Source organism: Desulfofundulus sp. JL263-se (assembly GCF_056316025.1).
In genome coordinates, this window is the sequence record NZ_CM149993.1 from 2,698,331 (window position 1) to 2,714,769 (window position 16,439).

At 50.4% G+C, this 16,439-nt stretch carries 16 protein-coding genes; 3 read left to right on the forward strand and 13 right to left on the reverse strand.

Annotated features, from left to right (window positions below; all coding sequences use genetic code 11):
• Positions 1-13 precede the first annotated feature (13 nt).
• Positions 14-919: a histidinol-phosphatase gene (locus ACX4JR_RS14020; RefSeq protein ID WP_476058635.1), complete on the reverse strand. Its 906-nt coding sequence runs from the start codon at positions 917-919 to the stop codon at positions 14-16.
• Positions 920-1,016: 97 nt separating this feature from the next.
• On the opposite strand from ACX4JR_RS14020, the gene ACX4JR_RS14025 reads away from it, so the two are divergent.
• Together ACX4JR_RS14025 and ACX4JR_RS14030 are read left to right on the forward strand one after the other, a co-directional pair.
• Positions 1,017-1,793 carry a DUF1848 family protein gene (locus ACX4JR_RS14025; RefSeq protein WP_476058636.1) on the forward strand — a complete coding sequence of 259 codons (777 nt, stop codon included), beginning with the start codon at positions 1,017-1,019 and terminating at the stop codon, positions 1,791-1,793.
• 26 nt (positions 1,794-1,819) lie between these two features.
• Complete coding sequence (locus ACX4JR_RS14030) at positions 1,820-2,287, forward strand: pyridoxamine 5'-phosphate oxidase family protein (protein WP_476058637.1); 468 nt, start codon at positions 1,820-1,822, stop codon at positions 2,285-2,287.
• Here the strand turns inward: ACX4JR_RS14030 and ACX4JR_RS14035 are convergent.
• Together ACX4JR_RS14035 and ACX4JR_RS14040 are read right to left on the reverse strand one after the other, a co-directional pair.
• Positions 2,284-3,000: a metallophosphoesterase family protein gene (locus tag ACX4JR_RS14035; protein WP_476058638.1), complete on the reverse strand. Its 717-nt coding sequence runs from the start codon at positions 2,998-3,000 to the stop codon at positions 2,284-2,286. The genes ACX4JR_RS14030 and ACX4JR_RS14035 overlap by 4 nt on opposite strands.
• Before the next feature lie 95 nt (positions 3,001-3,095).
• A complete protein-coding gene (locus ACX4JR_RS14040) occupies positions 3,096-3,422 on the reverse strand; it encodes a TFIIB-type zinc ribbon-containing protein (protein ID WP_476058639.1) in 327 nt (108 codons plus the stop codon).
• A 194-nt stretch (positions 3,423-3,616) separates the two neighbouring features.
• Here ACX4JR_RS14040 and ACX4JR_RS14045 point away from each other — a divergent pair, with 194 nt between their 5' ends.
• Positions 3,617-4,291, forward strand: a complete 675-nt coding sequence (locus ACX4JR_RS14045; protein ID WP_476058640.1) for a 4Fe-4S binding protein — start codon at positions 3,617-3,619, stop codon at positions 4,289-4,291.
• Between the two features lie 68 nt (positions 4,292-4,359).
• Here the strand turns inward: ACX4JR_RS14045 and alr are convergent, their stop codons facing one another.
• From alr to ACX4JR_RS14095, 10 genes are all read right to left on the reverse strand, one after another.
• A complete protein-coding gene (gene alr, locus ACX4JR_RS14050; RefSeq protein ID WP_476058641.1) occupies positions 4,360-5,484 on the reverse strand; it encodes an alanine racemase in 1,125 nt (374 codons plus the stop codon).
• Between the two features lie 21 nt (positions 5,485-5,505).
• The gene (locus ACX4JR_RS14055) at positions 5,506-7,050 is read right to left on the reverse strand and encodes an NAD(P)H-hydrate dehydratase (RefSeq protein WP_476060575.1); all 1,545 of its coding nucleotides are present in this window, start codon (positions 7,048-7,050) and stop codon (positions 5,506-5,508) included.
• Positions 7,051-7,059: 9 nt separating this feature from the next.
• Positions 7,060-7,440, reverse strand: coding sequence for a holo-ACP synthase (locus ACX4JR_RS14060; protein ID WP_476058642.1), 381 nt, complete (start codon positions 7,438-7,440; stop codon positions 7,060-7,062).
• A gap of 171 nt (positions 7,441-7,611) precedes the next feature.
• Positions 7,612-7,968, reverse strand: a complete 357-nt coding sequence (locus tag ACX4JR_RS14065) for a hypothetical protein (RefSeq protein ID WP_476058643.1) — start codon at positions 7,966-7,968, stop codon at positions 7,612-7,614.
• Positions 7,969-8,073: 105 nt separating this feature from the next.
• The gene (locus tag ACX4JR_RS14070) at positions 8,074-8,859 is read right to left on the reverse strand and encodes a LytR/AlgR family response regulator transcription factor (RefSeq protein WP_476058644.1); all 786 of its coding nucleotides are present in this window, start codon (positions 8,857-8,859) and stop codon (positions 8,074-8,076) included.
• Positions 8,831-10,165, reverse strand: a complete 1,335-nt coding sequence (locus ACX4JR_RS14075) for a histidine kinase (protein WP_476058645.1) — start codon at positions 10,163-10,165, stop codon at positions 8,831-8,833. Before ACX4JR_RS14075 ends, ACX4JR_RS14070 begins: the two co-directional genes overlap by 29 nt.
• 342 nt (positions 10,166-10,507) lie before the next feature.
• Positions 10,508-12,538 (reverse strand): acetate--CoA ligase, encoded by a 2,031-nt coding sequence (gene acs, locus ACX4JR_RS14080; RefSeq protein WP_476058646.1) that lies wholly within the window; start codon positions 12,536-12,538, stop codon positions 10,508-10,510.
• Between the two features lie 228 nt (positions 12,539-12,766).
• Positions 12,767-13,318, reverse strand: coding sequence for an O-acetyl-ADP-ribose deacetylase (locus ACX4JR_RS14085; protein WP_476058647.1), 552 nt, complete (start codon positions 13,316-13,318; stop codon positions 12,767-12,769).
• A gap of 171 nt (positions 13,319-13,489) precedes the next feature.
• A complete protein-coding gene (locus ACX4JR_RS14090) occupies positions 13,490-15,127 on the reverse strand; it encodes a response regulator (RefSeq protein WP_476058648.1) in 1,638 nt (545 codons plus the stop codon).
• The gene (locus ACX4JR_RS14095; protein WP_476058649.1) at positions 15,124-16,383 is read right to left on the reverse strand and encodes a sensor histidine kinase; all 1,260 of its coding nucleotides are present in this window, start codon (positions 16,381-16,383) and stop codon (positions 15,124-15,126) included. Before ACX4JR_RS14095 ends, ACX4JR_RS14090 begins: the two co-directional genes overlap by 4 nt.
• Positions 16,384-16,439: the final 56 nt, after the last annotated feature.

A 16,439-nucleotide genomic window follows, 5' to 3' on the forward strand; every position in this document is an offset into this window, starting at 1 on the left:
AATCATTCCACCATCAGCAAGCAGTACCGGCCACCTCCCCCCCGGCGTCACCGCCGGTACTCTGGAGACACGGAACGGCCTGTCTTCGGGTAAAAACATGATTATATAAGCCGAACTCCTCCAGCAAGGCCAGGGCCCCGTCAATATGGTCCCCCAAATCTTCCAGAGAGTGCGCGTCGGAGCCAACGGTAAAAACCCTGACCCCTGCTTCCGCCGCCAGGGAAACTATTTCCCTGGAAGGGTGAAACTCTTTTATTCCTCTCCGCAGGCTGGAGGTGTTTATCTCCAGCCCCATATTCCTTCGTGCCATTTCCTCCAAAACCGGCTCGATAACCCCGCGGTGAATGGTTAAAATCTCCTGGCCGTAATGCTTTATCCCGTATCTCCTGTAAAGGTCCACATGTGCTATACAATCAAAGAAGCCGGTATTAACGGCCTCCCGCAGGGTAGTAAAATAATCCTCCCGCACCTCAGCCAGGCTCCGGGAGACATAATAGCGCGGGCTCTCCTTCATAGAAGATATTGCAATATGATCAAGGCAGTGTATGGCACCCAGCACGAAATCAAAAGGGTAATTTTTTACGACTTTTTCAATATCCCTTTCCAGGCCTATATCATACCCGATTTCTATTCCGGCCTTAACCTTTAAACCTGTATCCTTGAATTCCCGCTGAACATCTTCAATTTCTTTGAAATAGGCGTCAAGCCATATCAGATCATGGGCGGAATACTTTTTGCCGTCAAGGATAACAAAATTATCTATCTCGCGCCGCACGGGGTCAAATTCAAAGTGGGTGGTAAAGCAAATCTCTACAAGTCCCAACTCAACCGCCCGGTGGCAATAATCCTTCATTTTAAGCGGAGAAGCATCTATGGAATAACCAGGGTGTACATGGTAGTCGGTCCTTGCAGATTTCACGGTTCCCTTCACTCCTGTATTTTCTCCTTTCTCTGGAAAAAATATTATTATAAAGGGAATGCAAAAATCAACAGCGAAAAAAATACGGGGGTTTTACATGAAGAAAGTTGTGAGTATGTCCAGGCGTACTGATATGCGGTGGCACGCAGATAAATTAATACATATTCTCCAAGAACGATACCCGCCGGAGCAGGTGCACACCGTAGTCTGTTGGACCAAGTTCCCCGACGTAATTTACAGCCCGCCTTACAAAGATATTTTAAAGTACTATGATCAATTATATGTCCAGCTAACCATTACCGGCCTTGGCGGCAGCCCCCTGGAACCCAATGTGCCCCACTGGAAGCGGGCAATGGAACAAATACCAAGGCTAATTGAATTTGCCGGGGGCGCAGAGCGCATCCGCCTGCGGCCCGACCCCCTGGTAGCGCTGAAAAACGGAAATTCCAAAGTGATAACCAATGTAGAAGTGGTGGAAAATATAATCGCCCGGGCCGGGCAGCTGGGCATAAAAACCTTTTCAACTTCGTTCCTGGAGGAATACCCGAAGGTAAAAAAGAGATTAAACAGGTACGGCTACACTATAATTACCATTCCACAGGATAAAAGGGAAGAAATAATCAAGCGGTATAATGAAGTGGCCTCCAGGTTTTCCGGGCGGGTATACACCTGCTGCGCTCCGGGATTTGAGCGGTCCGCATGTATAGACGGCCCCCTTTTAACAAAACTTCACCCCTGCGGCGGAAAATGCAGCCACAGTAAAGCCAGGGGGCAAAGAAAACTCTGCGGCTGTACGGAAAGCGTGGACATCGGCTGGTATAACATGGCCTGCAAATCCGGGTGCCTCTACTGTTACGCCAATCCCCGAGTATAATTAAATCAACCGGAAGGTGTACGGCATTGAAAGAAAAGCTGCGGGTAAAGATATTAAATTATATGGAAAGACACAACACTTTAACCCTGGCCACCACAGACGGAGAGCAGCCGTGGGCTGCAGCGCTGTTTTACGTTAACGACGGCTTCAGCCTTTATTTTCTTTCTAAACCCGATTCCCGGCACTGCCAAAACCTGACCGTCAGGCCGCAGGTGGCCGTTACCATAAATGAAGACTACAGGGGCTGGCAGGAAATACGGGGAGTTCAACTTAAAGGCCGGGCTTACCCGGTTACCGATAAAATGGAAAGGGCCAAAGCAGTGGCCCTTTACCTTAAAAAGTATCCCTTTGTAAAAAATTTCTACTTGGTGTCCGCTTTCAAAAGGGTAATGTCAAAAGTAGAGCTGTATAAAATAGTGCCGGAAGTTATCTGGTTCGTAGACAATTCTGGTAACTATTTCAACAGGCAAAAGCTATTAATAGAGGGCTATTAAGGTTTCCCCGTTCTTACCGCCCGGGCAAATTCTTTGGGAAGTCCTGCGGATTCGATTGCCCTGGCGGCCTCTTCGTAATTATAAGGCACTTTTATGAATTCCACGTTTACCCGGGAATCAATGTCAAGGAGGACATATACGGCGCTTGGATCTCCGTGCCTGGGCCTTCCCACGCTGCCCGCGTTAATGACGTGTTTGTTTCCCAGTACCCGGTAATAAGGCAGGTGGGTATGCCCGCATAACAAAACATCGCACCCTGCTTCTTCTATCATGTGCAACAGTTCTTTCTCCGGAAAGTCCTCAAAAAGGTACTCATTAAGTTTACGGGGACTGCCGTGAAAACAGGCCACATTATATCCTCTTATATTAAAATCCACCCGCCGGGGCAACTCCCGCAAAAATTCCTTGGCGTTATCCGGAGTATTCTCGGTAGTCCAGCTTATGGACTTTGCTCCCAGCCGGGCGGCTTTTTCATCCGGGTAATCACACCCGCAGACCATTCTTCCGTTCCCTATGGCATCGTCATAATTTCCTGCTACCGTTGGAATTCCCCGGCCTTTAATTTCGTTGATTACCTCTCCGGAAAAAGCCCCGTACCCCACCAGGTCTCCCAGGCAAACCACATAATCCGGCCCCCGCCTTTCTATGTCTTTTAAAATTGCCTGCAAGGCATGGATATTTGCATGTACGTCAGAAAACGCCGCCAGCTTCACACAAGTACCTCCCGTTAAATACACATTATATTATAAGTTAAGGCAATCCAGCTATCAATCAAACGGCCACGGATTAAACCCGCGGCCGTTATTATTTAAGCATCAATTGTCCTCTCTATCTCCCCGCCGTAAATGTACATTCCCTGCTCACACTGCGAACACCGGAAAGAGCCGATATTTTTTACAACCTTCATATTGTGCCCGCAGTTGGGACAAGCCACCGGCACCACTTCAAACAGCGAACCGCCCACTATCAGGCCGAAGGCCGCAAGACCTGCCAGAACACCAAAAATTATGGCCGGAAGATTTAACAGTAAGCCAACGCCGGCAATAAGCAAAAGCGTCCCGACAAAGATCAGAAAGCGAACCAGCATTAAACCCAGCTCTTGATTATTTGTCCTCACTTCACCGGGAAAGGCCATGGTCACACCTCCTTTTTTTTATATTGGGTTAGTCAATTGGACAGTATTATTTGGCACATATTATACCACAGCCCAAATGGGCTTGGAAGCTTAAGTGAATTTCATTAACCTGTTGACAAAGGAGTTGAGTTTTTGGTATATTGTAGTTAATTAAATCGTAATATTGTGATATTTTAATGAAGGAGGTTTTATAAATGATCCGGGTACAAAGAAGAAAGAAACAACTCATTACCTGGCTGGGCCTTCCCCTGGTAATCATCGGCGGGTGGTTTTACCCGGTAATTGGATTCTTGCTTTTCGGCTGCATGATTGGCGCAGTGGGATTGGCTTTCAGCCGGGGACGCAATTGGTGTGATTGGATGTGTCCCAGAGGAGCGTTTTTTGATTTGTTTTTTTCCAAAATCAGCCCCAAGATTCAAATACCGGCTATTTTCCAGAGCAAAACAGTAAGGGTATTAATGTTGGGCATAATTTTTACGGCCATAGGAGTACAGTTTTACCTCGGCTGGGGAGACCTTAATGCCATGGGCATGGCCCTGGTAAGGATACTTGCCGTTACCACCGTGGTGGGAATTTTACTGGCCCTCTTTATTCACCCCCGCACCTGGTGCCGCATATGTCCCATGGGCACAGTAGCCCACTGGATTGCCGGGGGGCGCAAACCCCTGTACATCAGCGAGGGTTGTTCTGGCTGCAGCCTGTGTGCCAAAACATGCCCCATGCAATTGAAGCCCTATGAATATAAGGATAACGGCATAATGGGTGACAACGATTGCCTTAAGTGCGGCACCTGTGTATCCCGCTGTCCCAGGAAAGCCCTTTTCTTTGATAACAAACCTGAAGAGCAAAAAGAATGCAAAGCAGCTTAAGATTGAAAAGCCGCTCAAAGCATTTCAGAGCGGCTTTCGTGCTTTAAAGAAGTTTCGGGCCCCTGTATTTATACATATACCCGGGGCACGCGGGAGCTGATCATGGATACCACTTCGTAATTTATGGTTCCTATGGCGGCAGCAATTTCATCTGCACTTACGGTCTCATCACCCTGCTTTCCCATTAACACCACTTCATCACCGGTGCTGACCCCCGGTATATGGCCCACGTCGATCACACACTGGTCCATGCAAATACGGCCTACCACAGGAGCCCGTTTTCCCCGAACCAGCACCTCTCCCTTTGAAGAGAGCAGCCTGGTATAACCGTCCGCATAACCCACTGCCAGCGTGGCCAAAACCGTAGGGCCCGGAGTGCGGTAAGTACAGCCGTAGCTTACACTGAAACCGGCACCCACTTCCCTTACCTGGGCCACCCTGGTTTTCAACGTCATAACGGGCCTCAAGGATACCCGGGAACGGTCAACCTCATCCGACGGGTATAATCCGTAAATGGATATTCCGGGACGGACCAGATCAAGGTGGGTTTCCGGCAGGTCAATAATGGCTGCACTATTGGCCGAATGCCTTAGGGGGAAATAAAGGCCCCGACGGGCCAGGGCATCCAGCACTTGTTTAAATCGCTCAAATTGCAGCCGGGTATAAGTTTTATCCCGGGAGTCGGCGTTGGCAAAATGGGTATATATGCCCTCTACACTAAGCCCCGGCATGCGGGCAACATCTTCGATGGCCTTGATTCCGGCCTCATCCCAAGGGAACCCCAAGCGGCCCATACCTGTATCCACCTTGATGTGAACGGGGGCCCGCCTGTTCACGTTAAGGGCCGCTTTTGAAACGGCCCGGGCTGATTCCGGGCTGTAGACCGTTAACGTAAAGTTGTTTTCCAGTGCCTCCGCAATTACGTCCTCAGTCACCATACCTAAAACCAGAATAGGTGCCTTAATACCTGATTCCCGCAGCTGGATACCTTCATCCGCCCTGGCCACCGCCAGCCAGTCCGAACCGTTTTCCACCGCCACCCGGGCAACCTCGCCCGCTCCGTGACCGTAGGCGTTGGCCTTCACAACAGCCATTAGCAGGGTACCGGGTTTTGTCAAAGACTTTATCGCCTTTACATTATAAGCTATGGCACTAAGATTTATTTCCGCCCATAGAGGATAGGAGCGGGTCATTGCAGATTCCCCCCGTGAATGTTACGTTTCATCTTTTTTTATAAATTGTATCAACCCGGGCAGGGCCTCAACCATGTCTCCCGCCAGAATTCCGGCCGCGCCCCTCTCTCCGGCCACCTGGTCGCCGGCCAGCCCGTGCAAGTACACACCGGCCACTGCGGCATCCTCCGGTGAAAGGCCCTGGGCCAAAAATCCCGCAATAATACCGGTAAGCACGTCACCGGTACCACCGGAAGCCATACCAGGATTCCCTGTACTATTAATATATGCCTTTCCATCCGGTGAAACCACCACGGTGCCGGCACCCTTCAGCACCACCACCGCCCCGGTCTCTTCTGCCACCCGGCAGGCGTTTCCCAGCCTGTCCGCCTGTACTTCGGCCACGCTGCAGCCCATAAGGCGGGCCATTTCACCGGGATGAGGGGTGATAATCGCGCTGCCTTGTATCTCCCTCAGCCGGAACCCCGAGCGGGCAATGGCATTTATTCCGTCGGCATCGATTACACAGGGAATTTTTACGCCTTTAAGTATTTTTGCCACCAACGCCACCGTTTCACCGTCCGTCCCCAACCCGGGCCCCAGGGCCAGTACATTCATGCCTTCTAACAACTCCTTAATAATCCCGGCAGCCTCAGCGGATAAAAATCCCCCCCGGGTTTGCGGAAGGGGTCTGGTCATTACCTCGGTCAGCTTGATCTCAACCACCGTATGGATACCCTCCGGCACGGCAGCGGTAATCAAACCGGCCCCGCTACGGGCACAAGCCAGGGCAGCCAGGCAAACAGCCCCGCTCATTCCCACGGATCCACCCACCACCAGCACCCGGCCGAAGTCGCCCTTGTGGGCCGCGGCAGGCCTCCTGGGCATGATTTTCTTAACTTTCCTTTCAGTTATCAGCTCGGTTTGACCGCCCCGTAATATACCCTGCGGAATGGATATATCCACAACGTGCAGCCGGCCGGTAAATTCCGGCCCGTAGCCGGTAACGAGCCCTATTTTGGGAAGGGCAAAGGTAACCGTATGGGAAGCACGCATACAAGGGCCGCTTACTTTACCGGTATCGGCCTCCAGCCCGGAAGGGATGTCCACGGCTATCACCGGTGCCGGTGCGGAATTCACGGCATCCACCACCGGTATAACGTTCGGCCGAATCGCTCCCTTGAACCCGGTGCCGTAAAGGGCGTCAATTATAACGTCGGCCCTGGCCAAATCCTTTTTTAATAAATCCATTCCCTCCTCCAAGGGATTAGATACGGCACCGCCCATTTTAAACCATATGTCAAGGTTTATCCTGGCGTCTCCTTTAATTTCGCCTACACCGGCCAATAGATATACCTTGACCTCCGCCCCCATATTTTTAAGATGGCGGGCCACCACAAAGCCGTCCCCGCCGTTGTTGCCCTTCCCGGCTATAATAACGGCAGTTTTATCCTTAACTTTTCCCAATACTTTGGCGGCCACTTCCACCACGCGGCGCCCGGCGTTTTCCATCAGAACGACTCCCGGAATGCCGTACTCCTCAATGGCCTTTCTGTCCAATTCCCGCATTTCTGCTGCTGTAACCACCCGCAAAACTTACACCCCCTTTATTGCTATTGCAAAGGCAATGGCCCGGTCACCGTCATGGGACAGGCTGATTAATATTTTTCCGATTCCCCTGTCCCGGGCCCGCCGGGCCGCCCCGCCGGAAAGAGAGATTTCCGGCTGGCCGGATGCATCCCTGGTTACTTCTACCTCCGTCCAGCGACAGCCGGCCAAACCCGTACCCAAGGCCTTAAAAACCGCCTCCTTGGCGGCAAACCTGGCGGCATAATACTGCCAGCGCTCTCTGTGCCCATCACAGTAAGAACATTCCTTTGCCGTAAACACCCGCTTTAAAAATTTATCACCACGGCGTACAGCAGCCCTTTCTATGCGCTTAACACTTACAATATCGGTACCGATTCCTATAATCATATTTTATACACCCTGAGTTAATTTCCACAAAAAAAAATAAAAACCCTCCTAATTGGTGGTTAGTGGTTAGTAATTAACTGAAAAATAGTTACAGGTTACAGCCGGTGCTCCCCGGCAAGCGAATTGCGTAACACCGGCAACCGGTCCGGCGCAGTAAATCGCGCACAATATTCAGCTGTCGGCCTCTTCACTATTTCTTTCAAAAGTGCCGTATAGCTTAAAATTGACCCACTGGGGGAAGGGAATACCGGAACTGGCAAAAAAGGTGCTTTCCCGGGCCTTTTCTTCATCCTTTTTGCATAGGAATTCTCTAACGGCATCCCGGGTAACCTTATATAATTCTTCATCCAGCACCCCTTCCTCCATCAATGCTATGCGCAGGGCCAAGTTTTCTTCTTCCACCACTTTAAGGCGGCTGAACAGTTCAATAAACATGAGCCTGGCTACATCTTCATCAATTTTCCGTTCCACGTCACCCAGTAAGGCCCAGATTTTTTGGTCGCTTAACATATCCCAAACCGCCTGCATAAAAGACCCCCTGTATATCTCCATCATTTATGGTACTTATTACTAGTTTAAACTCCCCGGCCGGGGGTTATACATAAAAAAACGCCCCTTTTGCCGGAAAGGGCGTTAGAATCCCAGTATCTTCCTTAGCTTTTTGGCCTGGGCCCGGCTTACGGGGACCTCGCTGCGCTCCTTATCCTCAACCACCAGGTTATAGGTGCCGTTGAAAAAAGGAACAATTTCCTTTACCTTATGCAAGTTAACTAAATAACAGCGGTGGGTACGGAAAAACATAGAGGGGTCCAGGCGTGCCTCCAGCTCTTTCAGGGTAAAACGGGTCAGCAGTTTATCATCATAAGTTTTAACATATATATAATCTTGTTCGGTAAAGGCGTAAAAAATATCGGATTCAGCCACCAATACCGTTTTCCCGTACTTTTCCGCCGGTATGCGGTCAATTTTAATATGGGTGGGGTCGGGCATAATTTTACCCCTCTGGCCCTTACCGTTTTTACCGGCCTCCGCCTCCCCACCGGCTGCAGTTTCCTGGTAAGACTTAATAACTTTTTCAATTGCCTTTTTCAGCCTGCCCGGCTCCACGGGCTTTAACACATAATCTATTGCATTTACTTCAAAAGCCTGCACGGCATACTGGTCATAAGCAGTAACAAATATTATGCGGGGCTTATTTGGCAGTTCCTGGATGGCGGCCCCCAAATCCAAGCCGCTTATACCCGGCATAGAAATATCTAGAAACAATACATGGTAATCCAGTGCTTTGATTAAGGCCAATGCCTCCTGGGCATTGGTTGCCTCTCCTACAATTTCTACATTATCAAATCCATCCAGGGCATAGCGAAGTTCCTGCCGGGCCGGGTATTCATCATCCACTATTAATGCCTTTAACTTCATATTCCATACCCTCCTTTTCAACAGTTGTATGCATAAGGGGAATCCTTACATATACCGATGTTCCCTCACCGGGCACACTTACAATGCGCAGCCCGTAATCTTCCCCGAAAAGACCTTTTAACCTTTCGTGTACGTTGCTCAGACCTACACCGTTTCCGGAGCCGTAACCGGGACGCAATATATCAGATAACTTATCCTCAGGAATTCCCACACCGTCATCACGAATAATGATAACCATTTCATTATCCACCCTGCGGGCCGTTATTTGAACAGTTCCCTGCTCAGGCTTCGGTAAAATACCATGTTTTATGGCATTTTCCACCAGGGGCTGAATTGTAAGCACCGGCACCTGGTATTCCAGAAGAGTTTCGTCTATATCCCGCACTACACGCAACTTTTCCCGAAAGCGGGCCCTTTCCAGCACCAGGTAAGTGTTAAGGTATTCAATTTCTTCCCGCAAACTGTTAAAGTGCCCGTGACGCTTTAAGGCATGCCGGAAAAAGGAAGCCAGGCGGATTAACAGCCTGCGCGCCGTCTCCGGGTTGGTCCGGATGAACATAATGATGGTGTTGAGGGTATTAAACAGAAAATGCGGGTTGATCTGGGCGTGCAGGGCATCCAATTCCGCTTTGGTGACCAGTTGAGCCTGCCGGTCTAATTCCGCCAGCTCTATTTGCATCCCCAAAAGTTGCGCCACCCCGACAGCAAGCTTTACCACCGAAGCAGGCACTTCTCCCGGCTCAACCCGGTACAGTTTTATAGTACCCACTACCTCACCCTTGCATTGAAGCGGCACTATAACTGCCGATTCCAGCGGGCAGTCCTTCATGGGACAATTTAATTCCCGGCTGTCCTGTACAACCTTCACCTCACCGGTGGCCAAAACTTTCCTGGTCGCCTCGGTAATGATAGGCCCCCCCGCCTGGTGGTGATCGGATCCCGCTCCTATATAAGCCAGCACCTTTTCTTTATCGGTTACGGCAACCGAGGCCACCTCAGCTATTTTTTGGATTATTTCAGCAGTTTTTCTGGCCGTTTCCTCATTCAGGCCACGGCGCATATAAGGCAGGGTCTCGCTGGCAATCCGCAAAGTAGGATCCATAGAATCCTGTTCCCCGGCTGTACCTACCTGTTTTTGTCGCCGCCAGTAGTCTACGGATAAACAGGCACCAACGGCGCTGGCGGCAATCAAAAGTCCTGCTGCCCACCACAAACTAGGCAGCCAAAAAGCCAGAATTACCAGGACTATCCCGTGCGGCAGAAGCCACCTGAAAATAACTGAGATTAAATGTTTGTTATTCTTCATTTTTATGCCTCTTCCCCAATTTCGGGAATCAAAAACATAAACAAAATATGCTTAAATTTTCTTAATATTTAGGCAATAACCGACGCCATGGCTTACTGCAACAAATTTGAAAAAAATAGTTATTCTTTACACTACTTGATATAATATTCGACAGCCAGAGGCGTATTCCTTCAGTTTAAGCAATAAAATCAAAGTTAATCTTCCACACCCTCAAAACAGGAAAAATACCGGAAAACAACAAGTACAAAAAGGCAGGCCTTTCCGGCCTGCCCACGTAAAGATAAATTTGAGGGTTAGCAAGTAATGGGCCTGCCGGTGGCAGGCCTACCAATATTTTTACCATTATTCTCCCTGAACCTGCTTGCGAATTTGTTCCACAACATCAGGGTTGGAAAGTGTGGTTACATCGCCCACATCCTTTCTGTTGGAAATAGAGGCAAGGATGCGGCGCATAATCTTACCGGAACGGGTCTTGGGCATATCGGGAACAATATAAACCTTATTCGGCCGGGCAATCTTACCGACAATCGTTGAAACAGCCTGGGAAATTTTAGCCGCCAGTTCTTCGCTGGCCTCATAGCCGGGCTTGAGGGAAATATACAGGTCGGGAACCGTACCCTTAATCTCATCGGATTTGGCAATAACCGCTGCTTCCGCCACTTCCTCAACCGTAAGGGCGGCAGATTCAATCTCCTTGGTGCCCAAACGGTGGCCCGCCACGTTAATTACATCGTCAACCCTTCCCAGGATCCGGACGTACCCGTCTGCAGCCATCACTGCAGCGTCACCGGCCATGTAAGGCCAATCCCGCCAATCCTTGCTGTTCGGATCTTTGCAGTATTTTCCATAGTAGGTTCTAACATAACGGTCCCGGTCCTTCCAAATGGTCTGCATCAGCCCCGGCCACGGGTTCCTGATACAGATATTTCCTGCTTTACCTTCGCCCGGCTTAATTTCGTTGCCCTCATCATCGTAGATGACCGGGTGAATGCCCGGAACACCGGGCCCGGCGCTGCCGGGTTTCATGGGATTAAGTGCCGGAACGGTACTGCAGAGAAATCCTCCGGTTTCCGTCTGCCACCACGTATCAACGATGGCGGCCTTTCCTTTACCCACCACGTTGTAATACCATCTCCACACCTCGGGCTCAATGGGCTCTCCCACAGTAGTCATGTGCTTGAAGTTATAATTATACTTGGCCGGCTCATCCGGACCGGCTTTTCTCAACTGCCGGATGGCTGTGGGCGAGGTGTGGAAGATATTTACATCCAATTCCTCGGCTATTCTCCATACCCGCCCGGCATCCGGGTAAGTGGGCACCCCCTCGTATACAACAGTGCTGGCAGCAAGGGCCAGGGGGCCGTAAACAATAAAGGAATGGCCTGTAATCCACCCGATATCCGCCATGCACCAGTAAACATCCTCGGGATGAATGTCCTGGATGACTTTCGACATCCATGTGACATATGACAGGTACCCGCCTATACTGTGTTGCACTCCCTTGGGTCTCCCCGTCGACCCGCTGGTATACATTAGGAAAAGAATACCTTCAGCCGGCATGGATACGGGTTTTACAGTTTTTCCGCGATACTCCTTGAGGAGTTCGTTCATGAAGTAATCCCGGCCCTCCACCATAGGCGCCGAAGAGGAATATTTACCGGGATAGCGCTGCCAAACCAGTACCTTATCCACATCCTGGCCTAGCTTTTTAGCTACCTCAACGGCCTTATCACCATTGGCCTTGTGATCAAGCAGCTTGCCGTTCCGATAATACGCGTCCATGGTGATCAGCACACGGCTTCCGGAGTCCTCTATCCTCTCGCCGCAAGCCTGGCCGCTGAACCCGGCAAATACCTGGGAGTGGATGACACCCAGCCGGGCACAGGCCAGCATGGTTATGGGGAGCTCCGGTGTCATCGGCAAGTGTAGTGTTACCCGGTCCCCCGCTTTCAGCCCGGCAAAATCCCTGAGGATGGCGGCAACTTCATTAACCCTCCTGTACAGTTCCTGGTAGGTCATGTGCATGATGGGCTCATCTTCCGGCTCGGGGACAAAGTGGATGGCCGTTTTGTTTTTATATTTGTCCAGGTGCCTGTCTACACAATTATAACAGGCATTAAGCTTACCGCCCACGAACCACTTCCAGCACGGAGCGTCGCTGGTATCCAGGGTGGTATGCCAGTACTGGTCCCAGTCCAGCAGATCGGCCATCTCTTTGAAACACTCCGGAAAGTTATCCAGGCTGAATCGCTTAAAGACATCCGGGTCAGTCATATTAGCTTGACCGATGAATTCGGGAGATGGGTAAATATACTCCTCTTCCTTCCAGGTTACATCATAGTGGGCGCCGCCAACTTTTTCCTTTTCGGACATAATTAATAACCTCCTTTACTAAACTGTAAATTTAAAGAGTTTAAATGATAATGACAATTAGGATTACCGTACTTCTATCATAAGAGATTATTTTGCAAAAATTAAGAATTTTCTGTTAAATGGTAACATCCAAAGGCCTAATCCCGTTTGTTTAATGACGAATGGTATCATCACCCCGCAGGCACCGCTGAAGGTCCAAAAACGACCAAACAATTAAAAGCCGGCCGCTCATTTACGGCCGGTCAACTCCTCCCAAGCCTTTTTATACGTTTCCAGATCATTCTGGCTGAACAATACAAATCGAATTTCTTCAAAGCTATTATCATTTTCTGTAAATTCCTTGACTGTGGAAAGGGCGATTTTGGCAGCCCTTTCAATGGGAAAGCGGTAGGCACCGGTACTTATCGAAGGAAAGGAAATTGACCTGATGCCCTTCTCCCTGGCCAGGGAAAGGCTGTTTAAATAAGCATTGCGTAACAATTCATCTTCATTATTATTCCCACCGGACCAAATGGGGCCCACGGTATGGATAACATAATCCGCCTTCAAGTTACCTCCCGTGGTGATTACCGCCTCCCCCGCGGGCAACTTCCCCTGCCGGGCCCTTATTTCCTTGCATTCTTCCAGTATCCGGGGCCCCCCGGCCCGGTGAATGGCCCCGTCCACTCCGCCGCCGCCCATCAGGCTGGAATTAGCGGCATTAACTATGGCGGTAGTTTCCTGCTGGGTGATATCTCCCTGGATTAAGCGTAACGTGGTATTGTTAATTTTTACTTCCACGCTCCCACCCCCGTTCTAAAAATATCCATATTTATATTCTTTACCCAACGCCTTCCTCCTTCTTATAACCTAAATCCCTTTATCCCATAAGCGGCCGTCACTTTAATAAGCTTTTTAAAATGCGGGCACCGGAAATTTCCCCTATATACCGAACCGCCGTCTAAAAACCCCCTATATTTTACGGCGCCCGGTAATCACCTGCCGGTAGCGGCTGGGGGAAATCCCCATGGTGCGGCTGAAAACCCGGCTGAAGTAGTTGGGATCCGGATATCCCACCTTTCGTGCCACTTCACCCACGGGCAGGTCTGTTTCCACGAGCAACTCTTTAGCCTTTTCCATCCGCTGGCTCAGAACATATTCAGAAAAAGTACAGCCCACCTGCTTTTTAAATACCCGGCTGAAATAATCCGGATTCATGTAAATAACGCGGGACAGATCGGTTAGGGAAATTTCCCGGTGATAATTTTCGTGGATATACGCCAGAGCCCTTTTAACCACCCCAGTTACCGCTTCACCGCTCCCGCCAGCAAATAATTTTTCACTTCTGGCGGCCAGCTTTACCAGCCACTCTTCCAGCTCCTCCACAGTATGACATAAGGCCAAAAGCCGGGCAAACTCATTGTACGTGCACACCGATTCTTCGGCCCGCTCCGCGCTCCGGCCCAAACTACGTGAAAACACCACCAGCATACCCGCCAATCTGGCCTTGATCAGGTGGAGGTCGGTTCCCTGGCCACCGGTAAAGCACCCCAGGAACTCCCGGAACAGACTGCGCACCTCTTCCCGGTTGCCGCTCCGCAGGGCAGAAATCAACTCTTTCTCCTTAACCGCGAGAACGCCGCTGTCCCCGTGAGTTTCCTGTTCCAATTCATCTATATGAACAACCCGCTCCGAGCCTAGATAAAACATGCCCAGGTGAGCGGCGGTTTGGGCTTCCCAGGCCGAGCGGGGCAACTGTTTGATATCCTGGCAAAAACGGCCCAGTCCTACGGTCACGCCCACGGAAAGCTTTTCAGAAGCGCCTTCAATAATATACTTTACCAGCTGCTGCAGGCACCTTTCCGGCTCCGGCTTCTGTGTTCCCCACAGGACGATTAGCATACGCTCGCTTAGCGGCAAACAAAGGCCGGAAGGGTAATGTTGCAAGGCTTCTTCCACCAATTGCTGCAGCCGGTAGCGAAGTAACTCGAACCGGGCCGGTACCGCTTCATGCTCCTGTGGCCGTTTTTCCATATAAACGGCAAAGGCTACACGGGGCAATATTTCCAGCTGCGCCAACAAGGCCAGCTGTTCCAGCGCGGACTCTTCTTCCCACTGGCCGGAAATAAGGCTTAAGCCCAGATTAAGCCGTAGCCAGGGTAAGGCTTCGGCCAGCTTTTCCTGAAGCTTTTTCAGTTCACCCATCTCTTCCCGGCCCCGGAGCACTTGCAAGCGGACCTCTTTCAGCACATCCAACAATTCCTGGGTTCGTACAGGCTTGAGAAGATAATCCACCGCCCCGACCCGCAGGGCTTCCTGGGCATAATCAAATTCGTTGAAAGCCGTAAGAAAAACAATGGCGCACGCAGGTAAAATCTTTTTAATTTCCCGGGCTGCGGTTAAACCGTCCATGCCAGGCATTTTAATATCCAGCAAAACAATATCCGGCTTCAACTCCTTAACTTGCTGCAGGGCCTGACTGCCATTCCGTGCCTCGCCCACCACTTTAAAAGGTAGCCCGGCCCGGTCCAATATTAATCGAATGGCTTGTCTCTCCAGGTGTTCATCATCAACCACCAGTACCCTCATTTCACCCGGGCGCTCATTCATATTTCCTCATCACCCCCCTCGGATTTCGGGCCTTGTACCGGAATCCTAAACACCACTGTAGTTCCCTTTCCAGGAGAGCTATGAATATCCAGCCCGTAATTTTCACCGAAACAATGCCGTAACCGCTGGTAAACGTTTTTTAATCCCAGGCCGGTGGTATGTCCCTGCCCGGACCCGCTGCCCTTTAAAATCCGGCTGATTTCTTCGGGTTCCATTCCCAGCCCTGTGTCACGAATCTCTATGCATACTTTATCTCCTTCAACACACCGGGCGGTAATGGAAACCAGCCCGCCATCTTCCTTGGGCTCCAGGCCATGAACGATGGCGTTTTCTACCACCGGTTGCAGGGTCATTACGGGGATCATGGCTTTCAGGGCTCCGGGTTCCGCATGGATTTGTACCTCAATGTGGTCCCCATAACGGGTTTTCTGAATAAACATGTAATTACGTATATATTCCAGCTCTTCTTTCAGAGGTACAATCTGGTTAATATTGCGCAGGGTATAACGCAGCAAACTGGCTATGGCCTGAATCATTTCCTCGGTTTTAGTGGCACCCTCAATCAGGGCCAGCCGGGAGGCAGTATTCAGGGTATTGAACAAGAAGTGAGGATTAATCTGAGACTGCAGGGCACGTAACTCCATCTGGTGCAGAACCCGCTCCATATTGGCTTTCTCTTTAAGCTGTTCAGTAAGTCGTTGATTAGCAATACGGGAAACACTCATTTCCACAATATAGTTGGCTACAATCTGGAGCAACTCCCCGGCCGCCCGAATTTTTTCTTCCGTATATACCTTTATCTCCTTAAAAGCGCAGCACATATCCTCCTCATCCAGCCCGAACCGGCGAGCCATCTGCCGGCATTGCTGTAACTGCTGCGCCGATGGCGCCTCCAGCAGCACCTGACCGCAAAGTACTGCTCCCCAATATACACCGTCCAGGATTAGCGGGGCGGCAATGTCAATCAGGTTACAATGACAGCGATGCATATTCAGCTTGCGATCTTTGGCCGCCTGCTTGCCTACCCGCCGGTCCGACCGGTAGCACCCTTTCTTGCCAGTTGGTGAAGAGCGTACTAACTGGCAAAACTTGCTGAAATTACTGGGTTTGGTGATCGGAACCCCGTCCACATCTACCACAATAGCCGCCAAACCGCTGGCACTGGCAAATTTATCGACAACATTCTGCAACTGCGAGACATCTACTATCTCCCTCAGGTAACCATGTACCGCCAAGCCGTAAACAGAGTCCTTCATCCCCGCCTTCCCCTTCTTTCTTGCAGGCTTATTTGCGTAAAAATTAGCTTTATTTA